The following is a 14761-nucleotide window of genomic DNA, read 5'->3' on the forward strand; positions in this document are numbered from 1 at the left end:
GGGTGGGAAGGTCCGGGGAGGAAGCAAATCGAGACAGCGTCGATAGGGTTCGTGTAGAAAATACGACGGAAGAGAAACTGTACACCAATACATGGCAGAGCGGCTGCCATCGCTCAGATGTCGCCGAAGTGAACGGCGCTAAATCAACCAGCGTCGACGTTAAGAATATCGCTTGCTCTGGCGCCGAAACGAAGCACATCTTGACGGATGATTTCAAAGGCGAAAAGCCGCAAGTTAAACAAGTCGAAGCGTTGGCGAAAGAACAGAAGATCAAGGCGGTCGTGATCTCGATTGGAGGTAACGACTTAAAGCTGGGAGACTTCATTGAAACTTGCGGAAACGAATGGGCGAAGGGCTGGCTCGGAAAATACTGCTACAGCAGCCCAAAAGGCAAGGGGTTGGCTACCGAGATCGTGACTCTCCAAAAGAAAATCACTTCGGTAATTACGAACACCCGCAAGGTTTTAGACAGTAACGGATCCGGCAGCGCCGAGATAATTATCCAATCATATCCAAATCCGTTGGCACCTTCGAAGAATGCCCGTGGCGGAGAAAGCTGGGGGTGGGAGCGACTCTGGAAGTACGGCTGCCCCTTTTGGGATAAGGATCTCGATTTCCTCAGGGAGGCGTCAGGGAAGCTGGCTAATTCCATCCACAAGGTGGCTAAAGAACAAAAAGTAGGCTATATGAATCTCAATTCCTTGTTTACCGGGCATGAGGCCTGCAATGACAAAGCCAAGCAGGCTACTGAGACGACCAAGCTGTCGTCTGATGGTCATGATGCGGAGTGGGCAAGGTACGTGATCAGGTCGTCTGTGCTCATGAAGCAGGAATCCCTACATCCGAACTACTTCGGACAAAAGGCGCTACAGAAGTGCCTCAAAGACTTCCTCGCAAAGTCCGGCGGCAAGGATAAGCCTTTCGAGGGAAATTGTTGGGCTGCGGAAGGCAATACACCAGGCCAGGCGCATTTGCAGCCTATCGGCAAATGAAAGGCGTGACTATGCGGCAGAGTAAGCGCCGAGTTTGGGGCAAAGCGGCGGCTATTGCGTTAGCCATAGCATCCTTGGGGATTTCATCGGCCAACGGGGCTCCGGCCGGAATGAACGCTTCTAAGAAATGTCAAGAGGTTCGCACAAAAATAGAGAAGGCTAAGGGACTTGCCGAGGTGGAAAAGATTTTGGCGTCTCTTTCGGATGAAGCTTTTAAAGCTTTAGGGAAGTGTAGGGTGGATTAGCAATCCAGCTCCGCAGGTGGCGAGTGTGTGGATGACAGCGGCGTCGATACTGTCGTTGGCGTCGAAGTCAAAGGCCTGCAGGAATTTGTCGAGGGGAAATGTGGCGGCTTTGAGGCTTATTCAGAGGCCAGTTCGTAGAAGTGGAGGGCGATGACCGTGGAGATGGTCTGGGTGAAGGTCTCGATCGGCCGACGGTAGTCGGTGTGCATGATTCTCCAGGTTTTGAAGTTCGCGATGGTCTGCTCGATGACGTAGCGGATCCTGTTGATCCGGGATTTGAATTCCTTTTCCCAGCCGAGCAGTTCACGGCTTGCGGGCTTCTTGATGGGGGTGAGCATGCCGTTGCCAACGTACCCCTTGTCGCCCATCCAGCTGCCGGGATCGAGCGTCAGCAGGACTCCGGATTCATTAAGACCGTGTCCTATGTGGTGAGGCGGACGTACCGCTTGTAGCAGCGGATGGCGGCGGCGAGGCCGAGAAAGGCCAGGTAGTTGCGGGGGTGGCGTTCGTAGCGGGGGCTGAGCCGGCGGTAGCCGGACAGCCAGCTCATGGTGCGCTCGATCACCCATCGGTGGCGCCCAAGCCGTTCACTGGACTCGATGCCCTGGCGGGCGATCCGCACGCCAATGCGCTTGCCACGGACCCATTTTCGCAGGTTGGGCTGGTCGTACGCCTTGTCGGCGTGGAGCTTGCGGGGTTTGTAGTGCCGGCCGCGTTCGGGGTCGTGTCTCGATTGGAGCCCGGCGACCATGGGCTTCAGCCCCTGGCTGTCGTGGGTGTTGCCACTTGAGATGCCGACCACGAGAGGCAGTCCTGACCGATCGGACAGGACACGCGTTTTGGAACCGGGCTTGCCCCGGTCCACGGGGCTCGGACCTGTGAGTTCGCCCCCAAGAAGCCATCTCATTTGGCTGTAGGCTTCGATCATGGTGGGGATCGTTGAGTGGCTGGTGCCGGACGAGTTGTGGGAGCTGTTCCAGCGGGTGGTGCCGGAGACGCCGGTTCGGCCACAGGGCGGCGGGCGTCGTCGGCATGGCGACCGTGAGGTGCTGGCCGCGATCGTGTTCGTAGCGACGTCCGGCTGCACGTGGCAGCAGCTGCCGGCGGCCTCGTTCGGGCCCTCGGGGGCAACGGCCCACCGGCGTTTCACGGAGTGGACGAAGGCCCGGGCGTGGGCGAAGCTCCACCGCCTGGTCCTGGACGAACTCGGCGCCCGCGGCGAGCTGGACTGGTCGCGCTGCGCGGTGGACTCGGTGAACATGCGGGCGATGAAAAGGGGGATCTGACCGGCCCGAACCCCGTGGACCGTGGCAGGTACGGCTCGAAGATCCACCTGCTCACCGAACGCACCGGCCTGCCCCTGTCCGTCGGGATCTCCGGGGCGAACCTGCACGACAGCCAGGCCCTCGAACCCCTCGTCAAAGGCATACCGCCCATCCGCTCCCGCCGAGGGCCCCGACGCCGCAGGCCCGCCAAGCTTCACGCGGACAAGGCCTACGACAACGCTCACCTGCGGCGATGGCTCCGCAGCCGGTACATCACACCCCGCATCGCCCGGAAAGGAATCGAAAACTCCCAGCGCCTGGGACGCCACCGCTGGACCATCGAGCGCACCATGTGCGCCACGAGGCGCTCTGTTTGTATCCCCGGCTCAACCGGGAACACGGGACATCTCCGCAGGCCAGGCTCATCGTGATGACCTGCCAAATCAGCGGGATACCCCGCTCGCCACGCCACCACCAACCACATCCACCCCACACGCTGGCCGTAAACATGAAAAAGGCTCATGGTTATTGAGTCGAAACTGTTTCTGGTCATAATACCCACGTTTGCGGTTCATGCAAAACAGGGTGCCGCGTTCCTCAAAGAATGAACGAAGGTGATGCTGCCGTGAAGTCACACAAGAGGTTAGCAGTCTTGATTTTTTCAGTCCTATTTTCTGCTGGTACTGCCACTTCTGCACTGGGTGCCCCACTAAAGGATACCGTCGGCCGTCTTGAATTGGCCAACCCGGTGGACACAAGGCTTATTGGATACAAGGGAGAGGCGATTGCGAAGTACTTTGTGCATTCTCAAGATATCAAGCCAGCCTACCCGAAAGCACCGTGTATTGAGCAAAGTATTACCGAGAGTGCTGACCCGGGTAAGTTAATCGGCTTTCAGCCCGAGATTTCGACATATCCGGGAGATATTATTAACGGGTTCGAATATAGGACCAAGGAGAAGCTTGCCTCGCTGGTCATTGCTAGGCGAGCGAAGTTGAAAGTAACCGCAGAGGCTGTTCCAGGCTTCACAGGGGAGCTGTCAGAAGCAAGTTTCAGTAACTATAAGTTACTGAAAGATAAGTTTGACGATAAAGATGCTCCAATTCACAGCATCACAGTCCAGTACCAGGAATCCTCCAACGTGGAGTCGCTAGCAGCCTCGTTCAACATTTCAGGGGAATACGCAAAAGCGAAAATGTCTGCGTCCGGGAGTACCACAAAGAACAAAAATAAAAAGTTCTATGGCGCTCTCATTATGCAGCCATCTTTTACGGTGAAGGCTGAGCACCCCTCGGTTGCTGAGCCGAGCAAGTTTTTCACCGATCTTACGGTGGAAAAACTTAAAGCCCTGGAAAAGAGTGGAGTCATCGGAGATCAGAAGCGCCCTTTGTGGATTGAGTCGGTGACTTACGGAAGAGCCGTACTGATGACGTTTGAGTCAGAGCAGTTCACGGACGAGTTCAAGGCGGCAGTAGCGGGTGGCCTTGGTGAGACCGCATCAGCCGAGGCGAAGGCGAATTTCGCAAAGGAATACTCATCACACGCGGGAAAAGTCTACGTCCTCGCTCCGGAAGACGCGAGTAAGGTGGGGAATCTCCTCAAAGAGGGAAAGATTACTTCCTATTTCGAAAAGGAGCCAAAGCCAAAAGTTGGAGCCATGAAGCCCATGTCCTACGCGGTCAGGGATATGGTCAAAAATGCGGACACTCCTTTCCCGGAGAATAAGCAAGTAATCGTTGCCGACTGCCACCCTAGCTACGGAGAATTTAAACTTTCACTCAAGAGAGTTCGCATTGACAACGATAAGGACGTCATCGGGGCCGGGGATGTGTACGGCCATGTGAAGATTTACAGGAACGGGGGCCCAAAGATCAATGAGGCTACTGCTTTCAATCGGGCGCGAAATAACTACGAGAAGGTGGATGAAGGGAAAGATCTAACCATCAAGCCAGCCTCCATCTCTGGCGCCTTCCGAAATAACAAAGAATCGGATGATCCGTTCGTGCTCGAGGCTAATCTAATCGATAGTGACGGCGATACGCTTTACGGCGCGGAAAAGAAGGAAGATATTTCGGTCGGGACTGAGGCTATTCAGCCAATTGTGAGCGATTTGAGCAAAGCTGGAGACTCGAAAGAGTACGAGAAGACCATTGGTGACGCCACGTTCTTTTATGAAATTCAAAAGGTGAAGTAATTTTGGCCCTTGAGGCTTCAGAAAAACAACGCGGTGAAGGCCTGGTGTGTTGAGGACCCTCAGAATAGCCGCTGATCGGGTACCGGTAGTTCGTTAAACCCGGCGGTAGAGGTCAAGGGGTCTGCCGGTGGTGACCACGTCGAGCAGGGTCTGGAGTTCGGGTGGCGGGTCTTGGTCAGTCCAGGCCCACCACCAGCGGTGCAGGGTGATGGCCGGGGTGAGCCAGGATCGCACCGCGTGTAAGGCCCTGGGCCAGCAGGGCGGCTGGGGCTGGTGGGGTGTGGCTGGTCCCCCTCTCTGGCCCGTTGCCGGGGCAGGGGTCCGGTGCGGTGGTGTCCAGTGGTCCGGGCGGGGCGAACCACTGGTCCCAGCAGAAGGTGAACGCGCAGTTGACCAGGGTCTGGTGGCGGCGGATGGCGCGGTCGGAGCGGACTTGGAAGTCGGCCCAGCCGAGTTCGTCCTTGATCTGTTTGTAGCTCTGCTCGATCCAGGGCCGCAGCCCGTAGAGACGGACGATCTCGGCGAGGTCCGCGGGTGGGTGGGGACTGGTGGCGGCGTGGTGTGCGTCGGGGTGGGGCAGGTTGGTGGACAGGTACCAGGTGGCCTTGTCCGGCAGCGTGGCCGGGTCGGTGGTGGCCACGACCAGGCGGCACGGGCCGTGGGGCTGCCAGCCACCGAGGGTGGCGTCCGCGGCCCACCAGGTCTCGGTGCGGCCGTCACGGAAGCGGCGTTCGGCAGGCGTCCAGTCCCCGGGGTGTTCAGCATCCCGCCAGGCCAGGGCACGGGCGGCGTCGACGGGGGTGTGCGGCTGGTCGGCTCGCGCCCAGGTGCCGCGGTGCGGCTTGAGGTGAACCACGTAGGGCAGGCGGGCCTCGCGCAGCGTGAGGTACCAGTCGTCGCTGACGGAGTAGGCGCAGTCGGCCACCACCGCCCGGCAGGGAAAGCCGGCCTGGCTGCCCGCGGCCGCGAGGGCAGCGGACAGCTGCGGCTTGGTGCGGAAGTCCGGATCTCCTCGTCCGCGCCAGAAGTGGTGGGCCGGGGTGTACGGCACCGCGTGCAGCGGGTAGTACACCCGCCCGTCGGTCCACACCGTCGTGACCGTGACCACGCAGTTGTCGGTCTTGCCTCACCGTCCCAGCCACTGCCGCCCCACGTGCGCGGTCGAAGTGCCGTCCTTGCGGTCCCCGGAGTCGTCGATGACGATCACCCCGCCGTCGTGCGGAGCGGTCTCCGGCCGCTCGCGCAACAGCTCAAGGCGCCGGTCGTTGACTTTCCCGGCGTCCCAGGTGGACTCCGAGAGGAAGAACTGCAGCCGCTGCACCGCCGGCGAACCAGACCCGGTCACGGGCTCCGCTCCGGCCAGGCAGGTGATCGTCTTGTTCCGGTCCCGCGGCGCCAGCAGCCCGGCCAGGCACTCGCGAAACCCGCGGCGTTGCGCGAGGCTGACGAAGAGGTCATCGAACCGGGCCGCGTACTCCTCCAGCGGCCCCGGTGCGGGCGGACACGGACGGCGCGCGGTCATCGTCAACCCCCAAGTCACGGCCGAACCCTCTCCCACCGCTCTACGACCGCTCCGACGACACGTCAACACCCGGCTACCGACGAGTTCAACGAACTACCGGTAACTCCGGATTAGGGAACCAACGAGGATCCTGTACCGGTGGGTTGAGACTTCGAACACCTCCCTCAACGGCACGGAGCCTCGTGCGTTCCGGACTCCGACCCCGTCACCCGATCAGTGGCCACGCTGAAACAGCTCACTCGAACCCTACGTGGGTCCGTGTCCGTCAGACTCGGGGCACGTCGGCCGGACTCGGCGAACTCGATGATGATGGCGTCGCGTCCGTGCTGGGTGACGGGGTACCAGCCAGTGCTGGTGGATCCTTCGGGCAGCGGACGGTGCGGGTCGTCCAGTCGGTGTGGAAGCTGCTCTTGGCGAAGCCTTCGGCGGCGCTGGCTTGCGGGGAGTGGCCGGCCATCAGCGAGGTGACCATGGTGATGCTGTTCTTCGCGGCGGCGGTGACCGGATCGGCCGGGGCAGCCGGAATCCAGGCAGGGCCTGCCGGGGGCAAGGCTGCGCCCGGCGAGCCGCAGACGGTCAGCCTGATCACGACACCGCTGCCCCGATGCCAGTCGGGAAGTACGGGCGGGCATCGTCTCGTATAGCGAGACGTGATTCTCGTGCAACAAAATGGTGGCATATGGTGAGGCTTATTCACGGGCCCGCTTCGGGAGCACCGGCAGAGTTGTGACCCGCGATGACTTGAGAGCGAAGATCGTTGCGGATAAGCCTCGGTGAATGGAGGATTCATGGTGCGGTTGCACAGAGAAACGGAGGGGATCTCATTGCCCAGGGGACCGGAAAGCCGGGACGGCCTGGAACGGCCCGGGGAGCCTGCTGTCTACATTCACGGGCACCACGAGTCCGTGCTGCGATCGCACCGTCGGCGTACAGTTGCCGACTCGGCTGCCTACCTGGTCCCCGTGCTCGAGCCGTATATGAAGATCCTCGACATCGGGTGCGGCCCAGGCACCATTACTGCCGGTCTGGCCGGGCTGGTACCGCAGGGACAGGTTACGGGGATTGACCCGGCGGCCGGTGCGCTGGAAGCAGCCCGCGCGTTCACGCGTGAACGCGGATTGGATAATGTCTGCTTCAGTGCAGGGAATGTGCAGGCTCTGGAGTTTGCTGACGGCTCTTTTGATGTGGTTCATGCCCATCAAGTGCTCCAGTACCTCGGTGACCCTGTCAGTGCCCTGCGCGAGATGCGGCGGGTGTGCAAGCCGGGCGGGTTCATTGCGGTGCGCGATGCCGACTACGCCGCAATGTCCTGGTATCCGCAGGTGCCAGGCCTGGAGGAGTGGCGCAGCCTCTACCAGCGCGTTGCCCGTTCGGGTGGGGGAGAACCTGACGCGGGGCGTCGGCTGCTGTCCTGGGCCCAGAGGGCGGGGCTGCCGGACATCACAGCCACAGCCAGTGCCTGGTGCTACGCGACCGCGGAGGACCGTGCATGGTGGAGCGGGCTGTGGGCGGACCGTGCGGTTGCTACTGAATTTGCCACTCTCGCGGCAGGCGGCGGGCACACCGACTGGGCAGGGCTGAAGCGGGTCTCCGCAGCCTGGCAGGAGTGGGGGCAGCATGAGGACGCCTGGTTCACCATACTCAACAGCGAACTCCTGTGCCGTGTCTGACCAGCTACGCTCTTGACGTGAGATTCCTCCGCTGTGCGGGAGGCGCTGACCAGCTGGTCAGAGGGGTTGACGGGGTTTCAGGTTGGTCCGGCCACTGCGTGGCTGACGCTGGTCCGAAAATGACGGATGGGCCCAGACGCCATCCGCTTATCGATCAGGGGGCTGGCTTGGTCGAACAGGGTTCCTGATCGGGTGATCGCGCGGGGACCGGTGCATGACAGCAGGGCCTCTTGGTAGCTCGGGGGTGTGAACCAGTCCGAGTACCAGGAGGCCCTGTTGCTGCAGTCTTTCGCGCTCGCGTCCGCGGAGTCCAGCCCGGCGTCTCTGCCGTGTGACTGCCTCGCGCACCGGTTCGGCAACGCAGCGGACAGGCCGGACCGCGTCCCGTGCTACGGCTCCGACATGACGGAGGCGGAATGGCAGGTCGTCCGGGCGGCGCTACCGGTTCCGGCCTGGCTGGAGGGGCGGGGCGGCCGACCGGAGGGCTACTGCCACCGGCAGATGATTGACGCAGTGCGCTACGCGGCCGACAACGGCGGGGCTTCCCCCTGATGCGAGGACACGGCTTATGCGGCTTTGGTCAGGGTAGTTGATGGTTCGGTGAAGGTCGCTTCGTAGCTGATTGGGCTGCGTTGCCCGAGGTGGGAGTGGCGGCGCCGGGTGTTGTAACGGCCGGCCCAGCGGAAGGTGTCGAGGCGAGCTTGACGGGCAGTGGGCCATGCCTTTGCGCCCTGCAGAGTTTCGCGTTTCAGGCTCGCGTTGAACGACTCGGCAGCGGCGTTGTCCGCCGAGCTGCCGACCGCGCTCATGCTCCTGGTCACGCCGGCTGCCTCGCAGGCGTCCGCGAACGCCCTGGACGTGTATTGCGAGCCGTGATCCGTGTGCATGATGGCGCCGTTGAGGCTGCCGCGAGTCCGCTCGGCCGCGTGCAGGGCGTCGACAACGAGCTCGGCCCGCATGTGGTCGGCGATCGCCCAGCCCGCCAGGCGGCGGGAACACAGATCGACGACCGTGGCCAGATAGAGCGGCTTCGCACCGCTGACCGGCAGGTATGTGATGTCACCCACGTACTTGGTGTTCGGGACCTCGGCGGTGAAGTCGCGTCCGATCCGGTCGGCGGCCTTCGCGGCCGACGGGTCCGGGATCGTGGTGCGGTGCTTCTTGCGCAGGTGCACGCCGACGATCCGGAAGGTCCGCATGACGCGCTCGACGCGCTTGTGGTTGACCTTCTCTCCCGTGTCCCGGAGCTCGGCGGTCACCCGTGGGGAGCCGTAATCGCGCCCAACGTGCTGTGGGCAGGCGACATGACCGAGATCGACACCGGCGAGGGCAAGCTGTACCTGGCCACGGTCATCGACCTGTTCTCCCGCCGGCTGCTGGGCTACGCGATAGGAGCCCGCCACGACACTGCCCTGGTCGCCGCGTCGCTGAAGATGGCGGCCGCCACGCGCGGCGGCTCGGTGGACGGCGTAATCTACCATTCCGACCGCGGCAGCGAGTACACCAGCGAGGCGTACAACACGCTGTGCCACAGGCTGGGCGTGGTCCAGTCGATAGGGCGCGTGGGCTCGGCACTCGACAACGCCGCCGCAGAGAGCTTCAACTCGCTCATCAAGGTCGAGTTCATCCACCGGCACGTCTTCACCACCCGCTCCGAAGCCCGGGTCAGGATCGCCACCTGGATCACGGACTTCTACAACACCCGCCGCAGACACAGCGCGGCCGACGGCCTGCCCCCCGTGGAATTCGAACGCATCATCAGCGAAGCACGCACCAAGACCAGCCCAAAGGTCCTGGCCGCATAACCAAGGCCTCTACGTTTTCAGGGGATTGACACATCCGTGCTGTGCGAGGTCAGCCGGTTCCGCAGTTCGGCACGGTATCCGGATCCGGTTGAACTGCCGGTACCGAAAGTTATCGAATCGCCCAGGGGCATCACTGCCAGCCGCGGAACCCTCCATCCCCTCGGCGCGGAGCCCCGTTCGTCCGCGATCACGGTAATGGCAGACGGGGCACCGACGCCGATGATGAAGGCGGTCAGCATGCCTGCCGCCGGGATTGCGATCCACGGACGTCGCACGCGAGGCGCTGAGACGCGGGTGAAGCACGAACGGCACCAGGCCGCGAGGCTTTTGCACAACTGCGCTGGCATGTCACTCAGACGAGGCGGGCTAAAGATAACTTTTCTCCATCAGATATGTACGTGAAGATGACCGGAATGCTCTGGCGGCACTCACGCCTCGCCCCCTGTAAGGCATCTGCCCCTGTTGTACTGAACGAGGGCCCGCACGATGGCGGCAGTCTGGCCGGTAACCGTGACGGGCTCCGTTCCTTGTCAGGGCTCCTCATTCCACGCCTGCCAACGGCCACAAGGCTTATTCACAGGCCCGCTTCGAGAACACCGACAGGGCTGTTACCTGTGATGACTCGGGAGCGAAGACCAGCGTGAATAAGCCTCCACGCAGTGCTCCCCGGCGTCGGCCGAGGGTTCGCCCCATTGGCGGTCCAGGACCAGGGTCCCGGCCTGGAGGCGTGGATGACGGGCGGCCTCGCGGGCCGAGGGCCTGGCTGACGGCGGCGACGATCAGCTCGTCGCCGTGGCATCGGGCCCAGACCCTTGTGGCGGCCAGCTCGTGCGGGACCGGGCAGCGGACCGCCTCGACGGGGATCGCCGACTCCCGGGTGACCCCTGCGGGTGGTGCCGAACGCAGCGATGAACGGACGGCTTGGCAGCGGGCGCCAGCACTGCTGTTCCTCCGCGAACCGTCCGGCCCGCTTGCGCCGAATCACCCGGTGGGTACGGGAGCTGACCCCGCCGCAGTAACCGCGGCAGGCCGCCTCAAGCTCGCCGAAGGTCTTGCAGTGCTCGCCCAAGTTTCCCTGTCAGTGAGCTTCTTCAGCCTGGCCTCGTGAGGGTGGCGGGCCTGACGATGTTGACATCACTCTGACCATGGCCGACGCGGCTCCGGTCCCGCGGCCTCCATGTACGCCGGTCACCCGATCGGTGGCCAAGTTGAAGAAGCTCAGTGGGTGAGACGGCTGATTTCTTCTTCGAGTATGTGGCTGGCCCAGGCTCCGATATCAGGCTGTTGGAGTGCTTTGCGCCAGGACAGAGCGAGTTTAGTGAAGGCTGCTTCCACGGCTTGTTCGGCGTGGGCGGGGGAGAGCCTGGCGCTGGCGTAGCGGAGACATGCGCGGCGGTGCAGTGTACGGAACGCGGTGAAATCGAGGGGAAGCGCGGGCGGTGTGTTCATGCCTTGTCTCCGGTGGGGAGTTCTTTCTTGGCATCGACGACGGCCCGTGTGACGACGGTGGTCTGGCCGATGACGGTGCCGGGCTTCATCCCGTAGGCCTCCTTGAGGAGGATTTCCCGCTGGCCGAGGTAGGTGTAGGTGTTCTTGTCGAAGATCCACTCCTTGCGGTGGCCGCCGTTGTCGAAGGCGATGGCGATGCCGCGTCGGCCACCCGCATCGGTGGTATCGCCGACGAGCTTCACGCCGGGGATCCGCGCGGCCGTCTTGTAGAGGGCCGCGCTGGTCTGTGGCGGTGCGACCTGTTCCTGCAGCAGGGAGCCGATCTCCTTGAACGCCATCCAGTCGGCGTCCGGGTCGCCCTTCCTGCCGTCCTGGTAGAGCCGCTTGAGCAGCGCGTCAGGGTCGGCGGGCAGCGCCTTCACATTGTTATAGGAATGCCTGCCGTCGGTCTCGGCCTTGTCAAGATCTTCTCCCGTACGGTCGAGGAAGCCGTGCCCGGGCTCATACAGGTATCCCTTAGCACCGTCGGGCGAAATCCACAGCCGACGGATGTGCAAGGGGGTGATCCAGTTCTTCTCCTTGCCGACGGAAGATTCACTCCGCAGGAACGACACACGGCTCTCGACATAGATGAACTGGTCCGGCCGGGGCTCCAGCAGCGGCTGCCGCGAAGCCGCAAGTGAAATCCGCTCGACCGCGGCAGACAGCCCCTTCGTGGTACCGGCCTCCAGCTCCACGACCTGCGGCTCCGCCGCCTCAGGCGAGGGCCGCCCGCTCACACGGACACCGTCGTCACGCCCTCCCTGCTCCCACGGAGCAGCCACCACGACCCCTGCGGCCAGTGCAGCAGCGGCCGGTACAGCCACCCACACCGGACGCCGCAGGCCACGACGGCGTACTGCGGGAGCAGGGGCAGCGCTGCAGATCTCGTTCATGAAGTGCTCCTTGAGCAAGGACTGCCGGGCGGGCGGCATCACCGGCTCACCGGGTGACGGCAGCAGCAGGCCGAACCCGGAGTGGTCGAGCGGCTCGCCCTGCCGCCAAGGAGTACGCATCATCGCTTCCGTCCTTCCAACGAATCCTTCGGCCCGGCCGCACCGGCGCGGCCCTCACTCTGGCTGGAGGCGCTGTCAGCGCCCTTCCGCAACTCCTGCTCGGCGAGCTTCTGCAGGCGGGCACGTGCCCGGGACAGCCGGGAACGCACGGTGCCCACCGGCACCCCCAGAGCCTGCGCGGCCTCCGGGTAGCTCAGGGCAGACCACACACACAAGGTGATCACTTCCCGCTCGGAACGCCGCAGTTTCCCCAGCGCCGCCTTCGCGGCGGCCAACTGTTCGGCATCAGCCATCCGCCCGACCACCTCGCTCGCGAAATCCGGCAGCGTGTCCTTGGCCGGGACACGGGCCATCGCCTGCCGATGACGGCGCGCAGCACGCGCGGTATTCCGCAGAACATTCACCGCGATGCCCATCAGCCACGGCCGCACGCCGCCCTCTTCGTCGCGCAGCCTCGCGCGCAGCCGCCACGCCTCAAGGAACGTCAGCGAAACGACATCCTCGGCCATGGACCAGTCACCGGTCACCCGCACGGCATGCTGGTAAACCAGCCTGGAATGTTCCTCGAACAGCAGCCGGAACGCCCCGGGATCACCGTCCCGTATACGGTCGTGCATCACATAACTCACATCCAGGAATTGTCCGCCCAGCACCACCAGTTCCAGTGACCTGCATCACACGCGGCGGTCCTGGCTGCCGTCAGACCGTGCCCGACCAGCCCGCTCAGGCGTTGGGGCCCACGGCGTCCAGGGTGTCGACAGTATGCGGAGGCCTTCGGCGAGCGCACATCCGGCAGAGGCGCCCAGTGCCCGCTGCACCGGACCGAGGCCAAGACCCAAGACCGGGAAGTTTAGGTCCTCCATCGCCGTGTTCGGTCGGCTGCTGTGGTGATGGTGATGTCGATCTTCGCGTTGGGGATCGGGGTGTTCTTCCTGATCGGGTTGTAGGCGAAGGCCGAGATCGGGCGTTTGACGCGGCGGGGCTGGATCCTGGTCCGGCGGTGCGGCGGCGCCAGCTCGCGGGGATGCAGGATGGCGCGGCTGATCACGGGAGTGGGCTGACGCCACGGGCATGCTGCGGTCCCGGTCCTGGTCCCGGTCGCGGTGATCACGGTGTTGCGGGCGGTGCGGATGGTGACGGCCAGAGAGATTCTGGACGGGGCGCCCCCCGGCCTGCAGGGCAGCGTCAGCAGCGATCTGCCGCGAGGCCTGGTAGACGATGAGCAGACCGAACGGCTCCTGCCGGGCGTCGTCGGTGTGGCGCGAACGCAGCACCCGGTCCGACCCGCACAGTGTGACCTTCAGCCCGAAATACGCAGTCTCCGCCTGCCACCTTCGGTGATAGAGCTCGGCGAGTTCGGCAGCGGGATAGCGGCGATGGTCCAGCAGCGTAGTGAACAGCCGCAGGCTCGTGGCCGTCGTCGTGCCGTCGGCGGCGCGGACTGCCGGCTCGTGGATGAGGCCGGTGGTGTGCAGGTGGTGCTGCTGACGCATCTGGCCAGCCGAGGAATACGGATGGTGGGCCGAGGACCTCGCCGCCCTGTGAAACGGTTCTCCCCGTACTCGGCGTGCGTACGGGCTGCGAGAACAACGAGCACGGAGTGAACAGCGGCCTTTTCATCCTGTGCGGGGAACAGTCTCCCGCCGGGACGGCCGCGCGGGAACCATGCAGTGATCCCGGGGCATCAGCACGGTGGGCTGCGGCCCGCGTTGATGCCCCGGCCTTCTATGTGCAGGCGGGAAGGAACAGGGTCGGCTGCGGACCGGTATCGCTGTTCCACCGGCACATGTCGCGCGGTGTGGGCACGGTTCAGCGGGTGGTGGAGTCCAGGTGGCTGAATGCCCAGCGGATCAGGTCCTTGTCCAGTGCGAGGCCGGGGTTGTCCTCGAAGGCGTCCTGGAGGTGGGCGGTGAGCCTGGCCCAGGTGCGAAATGCGCCGTGGCAGGCCCGGTCATCGGTCCACAGGATCAGGTCCGGGTCCACGCCGACCCAGGTCCGGTGGTAGATGGGGATGTTGTCGAGGACTTCCTTGGGTGTGAGCGGGCTGAACTGGTACCAGCCGTAGATGCGGGAGTGCAGGGCCGCGCAGTTGAGGATTTTCTGCCGGGTGTTGCCGCTGCCGACGAACACGATGGTGAGCTGGGTGTCGTTGTCGTCCCACAGGGCGCGGAAGTACTCCAGTGCGGTGCGGCTGAGCAGCTGGGCTTCGTCGAGCAGCAGGACGTGGAAGTCGCCGGCGAGTGTTTTCCTGATCTGGTGGTCGCAGGGGTCGATGGAGGCCGGTGGTTCGCCGGGGATGGCCAGTGCCCGCCACAGGGTGCCTCGGATCACGCTCATGTTGGGGGCTTCGTGGAAGCTCAGCCGCCGGGTGGTGTCGGGGGCGTGTTTGCGCAGGGCCGCGTGGACGGCGAAGGTTTTGCCGAGGCCGACGTGGCCGTGGACGCAGACTGGTGCGCGGCGCCGGATGCTTTTCTTGACCAGTGCTTCGGTCGCCATGACGGCTTTGGTGCCCATGGCGTTGGCGTCGAGGCCGAGGTAGTGGTCCTGGCGGGGGTGGGGAAGCC

Annotated in this window: 13 protein-coding genes and 3 pseudogenes; 6 read left to right on the plus strand and 10 right to left on the minus strand. The window is 63.7% G+C overall.

Features of this window, described 5'->3' with window-relative positions; all coding sequences use genetic code 11:
• On the plus strand, window positions 1-992 hold a 992-nt coding region (locus K6I34_RS16420), incomplete at its 5' end, for a GDSL-type esterase/lipase family protein (protein ID WP_229326818.1).
• Between the two features lie 361 nt (window positions 993-1353).
• Here the strand turns inward: K6I34_RS16420 and K6I34_RS16430 are convergent.
• Together K6I34_RS16430 and K6I34_RS16435 are read right to left on the minus strand one after the other, a co-directional pair.
• Window positions 1354-1692 carry a transposase family protein gene (locus K6I34_RS16430; protein ID WP_275127078.1) on the minus strand — a complete coding sequence of 113 codons (339 nt, stop codon included), beginning with the start codon at window positions 1690-1692 and terminating at the stop codon, window positions 1354-1356.
• Window positions 1659-2135: pseudogene (locus tag K6I34_RS16435) on the minus strand (IS5 family transposase); the annotation flags it as partial. The pseudogene K6I34_RS16435 and the gene K6I34_RS16430, both read right to left, overlap by 34 nt.
• Before the next feature lie 28 nt (window positions 2136-2163).
• Between K6I34_RS16435 and K6I34_RS16440 the strand changes: the two are divergent.
• Window positions 2164-2855 (plus strand): annotated as a pseudogene (locus tag K6I34_RS16440) (IS5 family transposase); the annotation flags it as partial.
• Between the two features lie 272 nt (window positions 2856-3127).
• Window positions 3128-4696: a thiol-activated cytolysin family protein gene (locus K6I34_RS16445; RefSeq protein ID WP_229326822.1), complete on the plus strand. Its 1569-nt coding sequence runs from the start codon at window positions 3128-3130 to the stop codon at window positions 4694-4696.
• A gap of 175 nt (window positions 4697-4871) precedes the next feature.
• On the opposite strand, the pseudogene K6I34_RS16450 reads toward K6I34_RS16445, so the two are convergent.
• Window positions 4872-6218: pseudogene (locus K6I34_RS16450) on the minus strand (IS701 family transposase).
• Between the two features lie 265 nt (window positions 6219-6483).
• Window positions 6484-6807 carry a hypothetical protein gene (locus K6I34_RS16455; RefSeq protein ID WP_229326824.1) on the minus strand — a complete coding sequence of 108 codons (324 nt, stop codon included), beginning with the start codon at window positions 6805-6807 and terminating at the stop codon, window positions 6484-6486.
• Between the two features lie 265 nt (window positions 6808-7072).
• Between K6I34_RS16455 and K6I34_RS16460 the strand changes: the two genes are divergently transcribed.
• Together K6I34_RS16460 and K6I34_RS16465 are read left to right on the plus strand one after the other, a co-directional pair.
• Entirely contained in the window at window positions 7073-7888 is an 816-nt protein-coding gene (locus K6I34_RS16460) for a class I SAM-dependent methyltransferase (protein WP_229326840.1), read from the plus strand.
• Between the two features lie 246 nt (window positions 7889-8134).
• Window positions 8135-8440: a transposase gene (locus K6I34_RS16465; RefSeq protein WP_229326826.1), complete on the plus strand. Its 306-nt coding sequence runs from the start codon at window positions 8135-8137 to the stop codon at window positions 8438-8440.
• A gap of 14 nt (window positions 8441-8454) precedes the next feature.
• Here K6I34_RS16465 and K6I34_RS16470 read toward each other — a convergent pair whose 3' ends face one another.
• Entirely contained in the window at window positions 8455-9147 is a 693-nt protein-coding gene (locus K6I34_RS16470) for an IS3 family transposase (RefSeq protein ID WP_229326828.1), read from the minus strand.
• 27 nt (window positions 9148-9174) lie between these two features.
• On the opposite strand from K6I34_RS16470, the gene K6I34_RS16475 reads away from it, so the two are divergent.
• Window positions 9175-9693 (plus strand): IS3 family transposase, encoded by a 519-nt coding sequence (locus tag K6I34_RS16475; RefSeq protein ID WP_308294019.1) that lies wholly within the window; start codon window positions 9175-9177, stop codon window positions 9691-9693.
• 1218 nt (window positions 9694-10911) lie between these two features.
• Here the strand turns inward: K6I34_RS16475 and K6I34_RS16480 are convergent.
• The 5 genes from K6I34_RS16480 to K6I34_RS16500 form a co-directional block, all read right to left on the minus strand.
• The gene (locus K6I34_RS16480) at window positions 10912-11142 is read right to left on the minus strand and encodes a hypothetical protein (RefSeq protein WP_229326832.1); all 231 of its coding nucleotides are present in this window, start codon (window positions 11140-11142) and stop codon (window positions 10912-10914) included.
• Window positions 11139-12200: a CU044_5270 family protein gene (locus K6I34_RS16485; protein WP_229326834.1), complete on the minus strand. Its 1062-nt coding sequence runs from the start codon at window positions 12198-12200 to the stop codon at window positions 11139-11141. The genes K6I34_RS16480 and K6I34_RS16485 overlap by 4 nt, the downstream gene beginning before the upstream one ends.
• Window positions 12197-12814, minus strand: a complete 618-nt coding sequence (locus tag K6I34_RS16490) for an RNA polymerase sigma factor (protein ID WP_229326842.1) — start codon at window positions 12812-12814, stop codon at window positions 12197-12199. Before K6I34_RS16490 ends, K6I34_RS16485 begins: the two co-directional genes overlap by 4 nt.
• A 57-nt stretch (window positions 12815-12871) precedes the next feature.
• The gene (locus K6I34_RS16495) at window positions 12872-13690 is read right to left on the minus strand and encodes a hypothetical protein (protein ID WP_229326836.1); all 819 of its coding nucleotides are present in this window, start codon (window positions 13688-13690) and stop codon (window positions 12872-12874) included.
• Between the two features lie 316 nt (window positions 13691-14006).
• Window positions 14007-14761: ATP-binding protein (locus tag K6I34_RS16500; protein ID WP_229326838.1), on the minus strand; the 755-nt coding region annotated here is incomplete at its 5' end.

The sequence above is a fragment of the Streptomyces sp. UNOC14_S4 genome, from assembly GCF_020740835.1.
Taxonomy (GTDB): Bacteria; Actinomycetota; Actinomycetes; order Streptomycetales; family Streptomycetaceae; genus Streptomyces.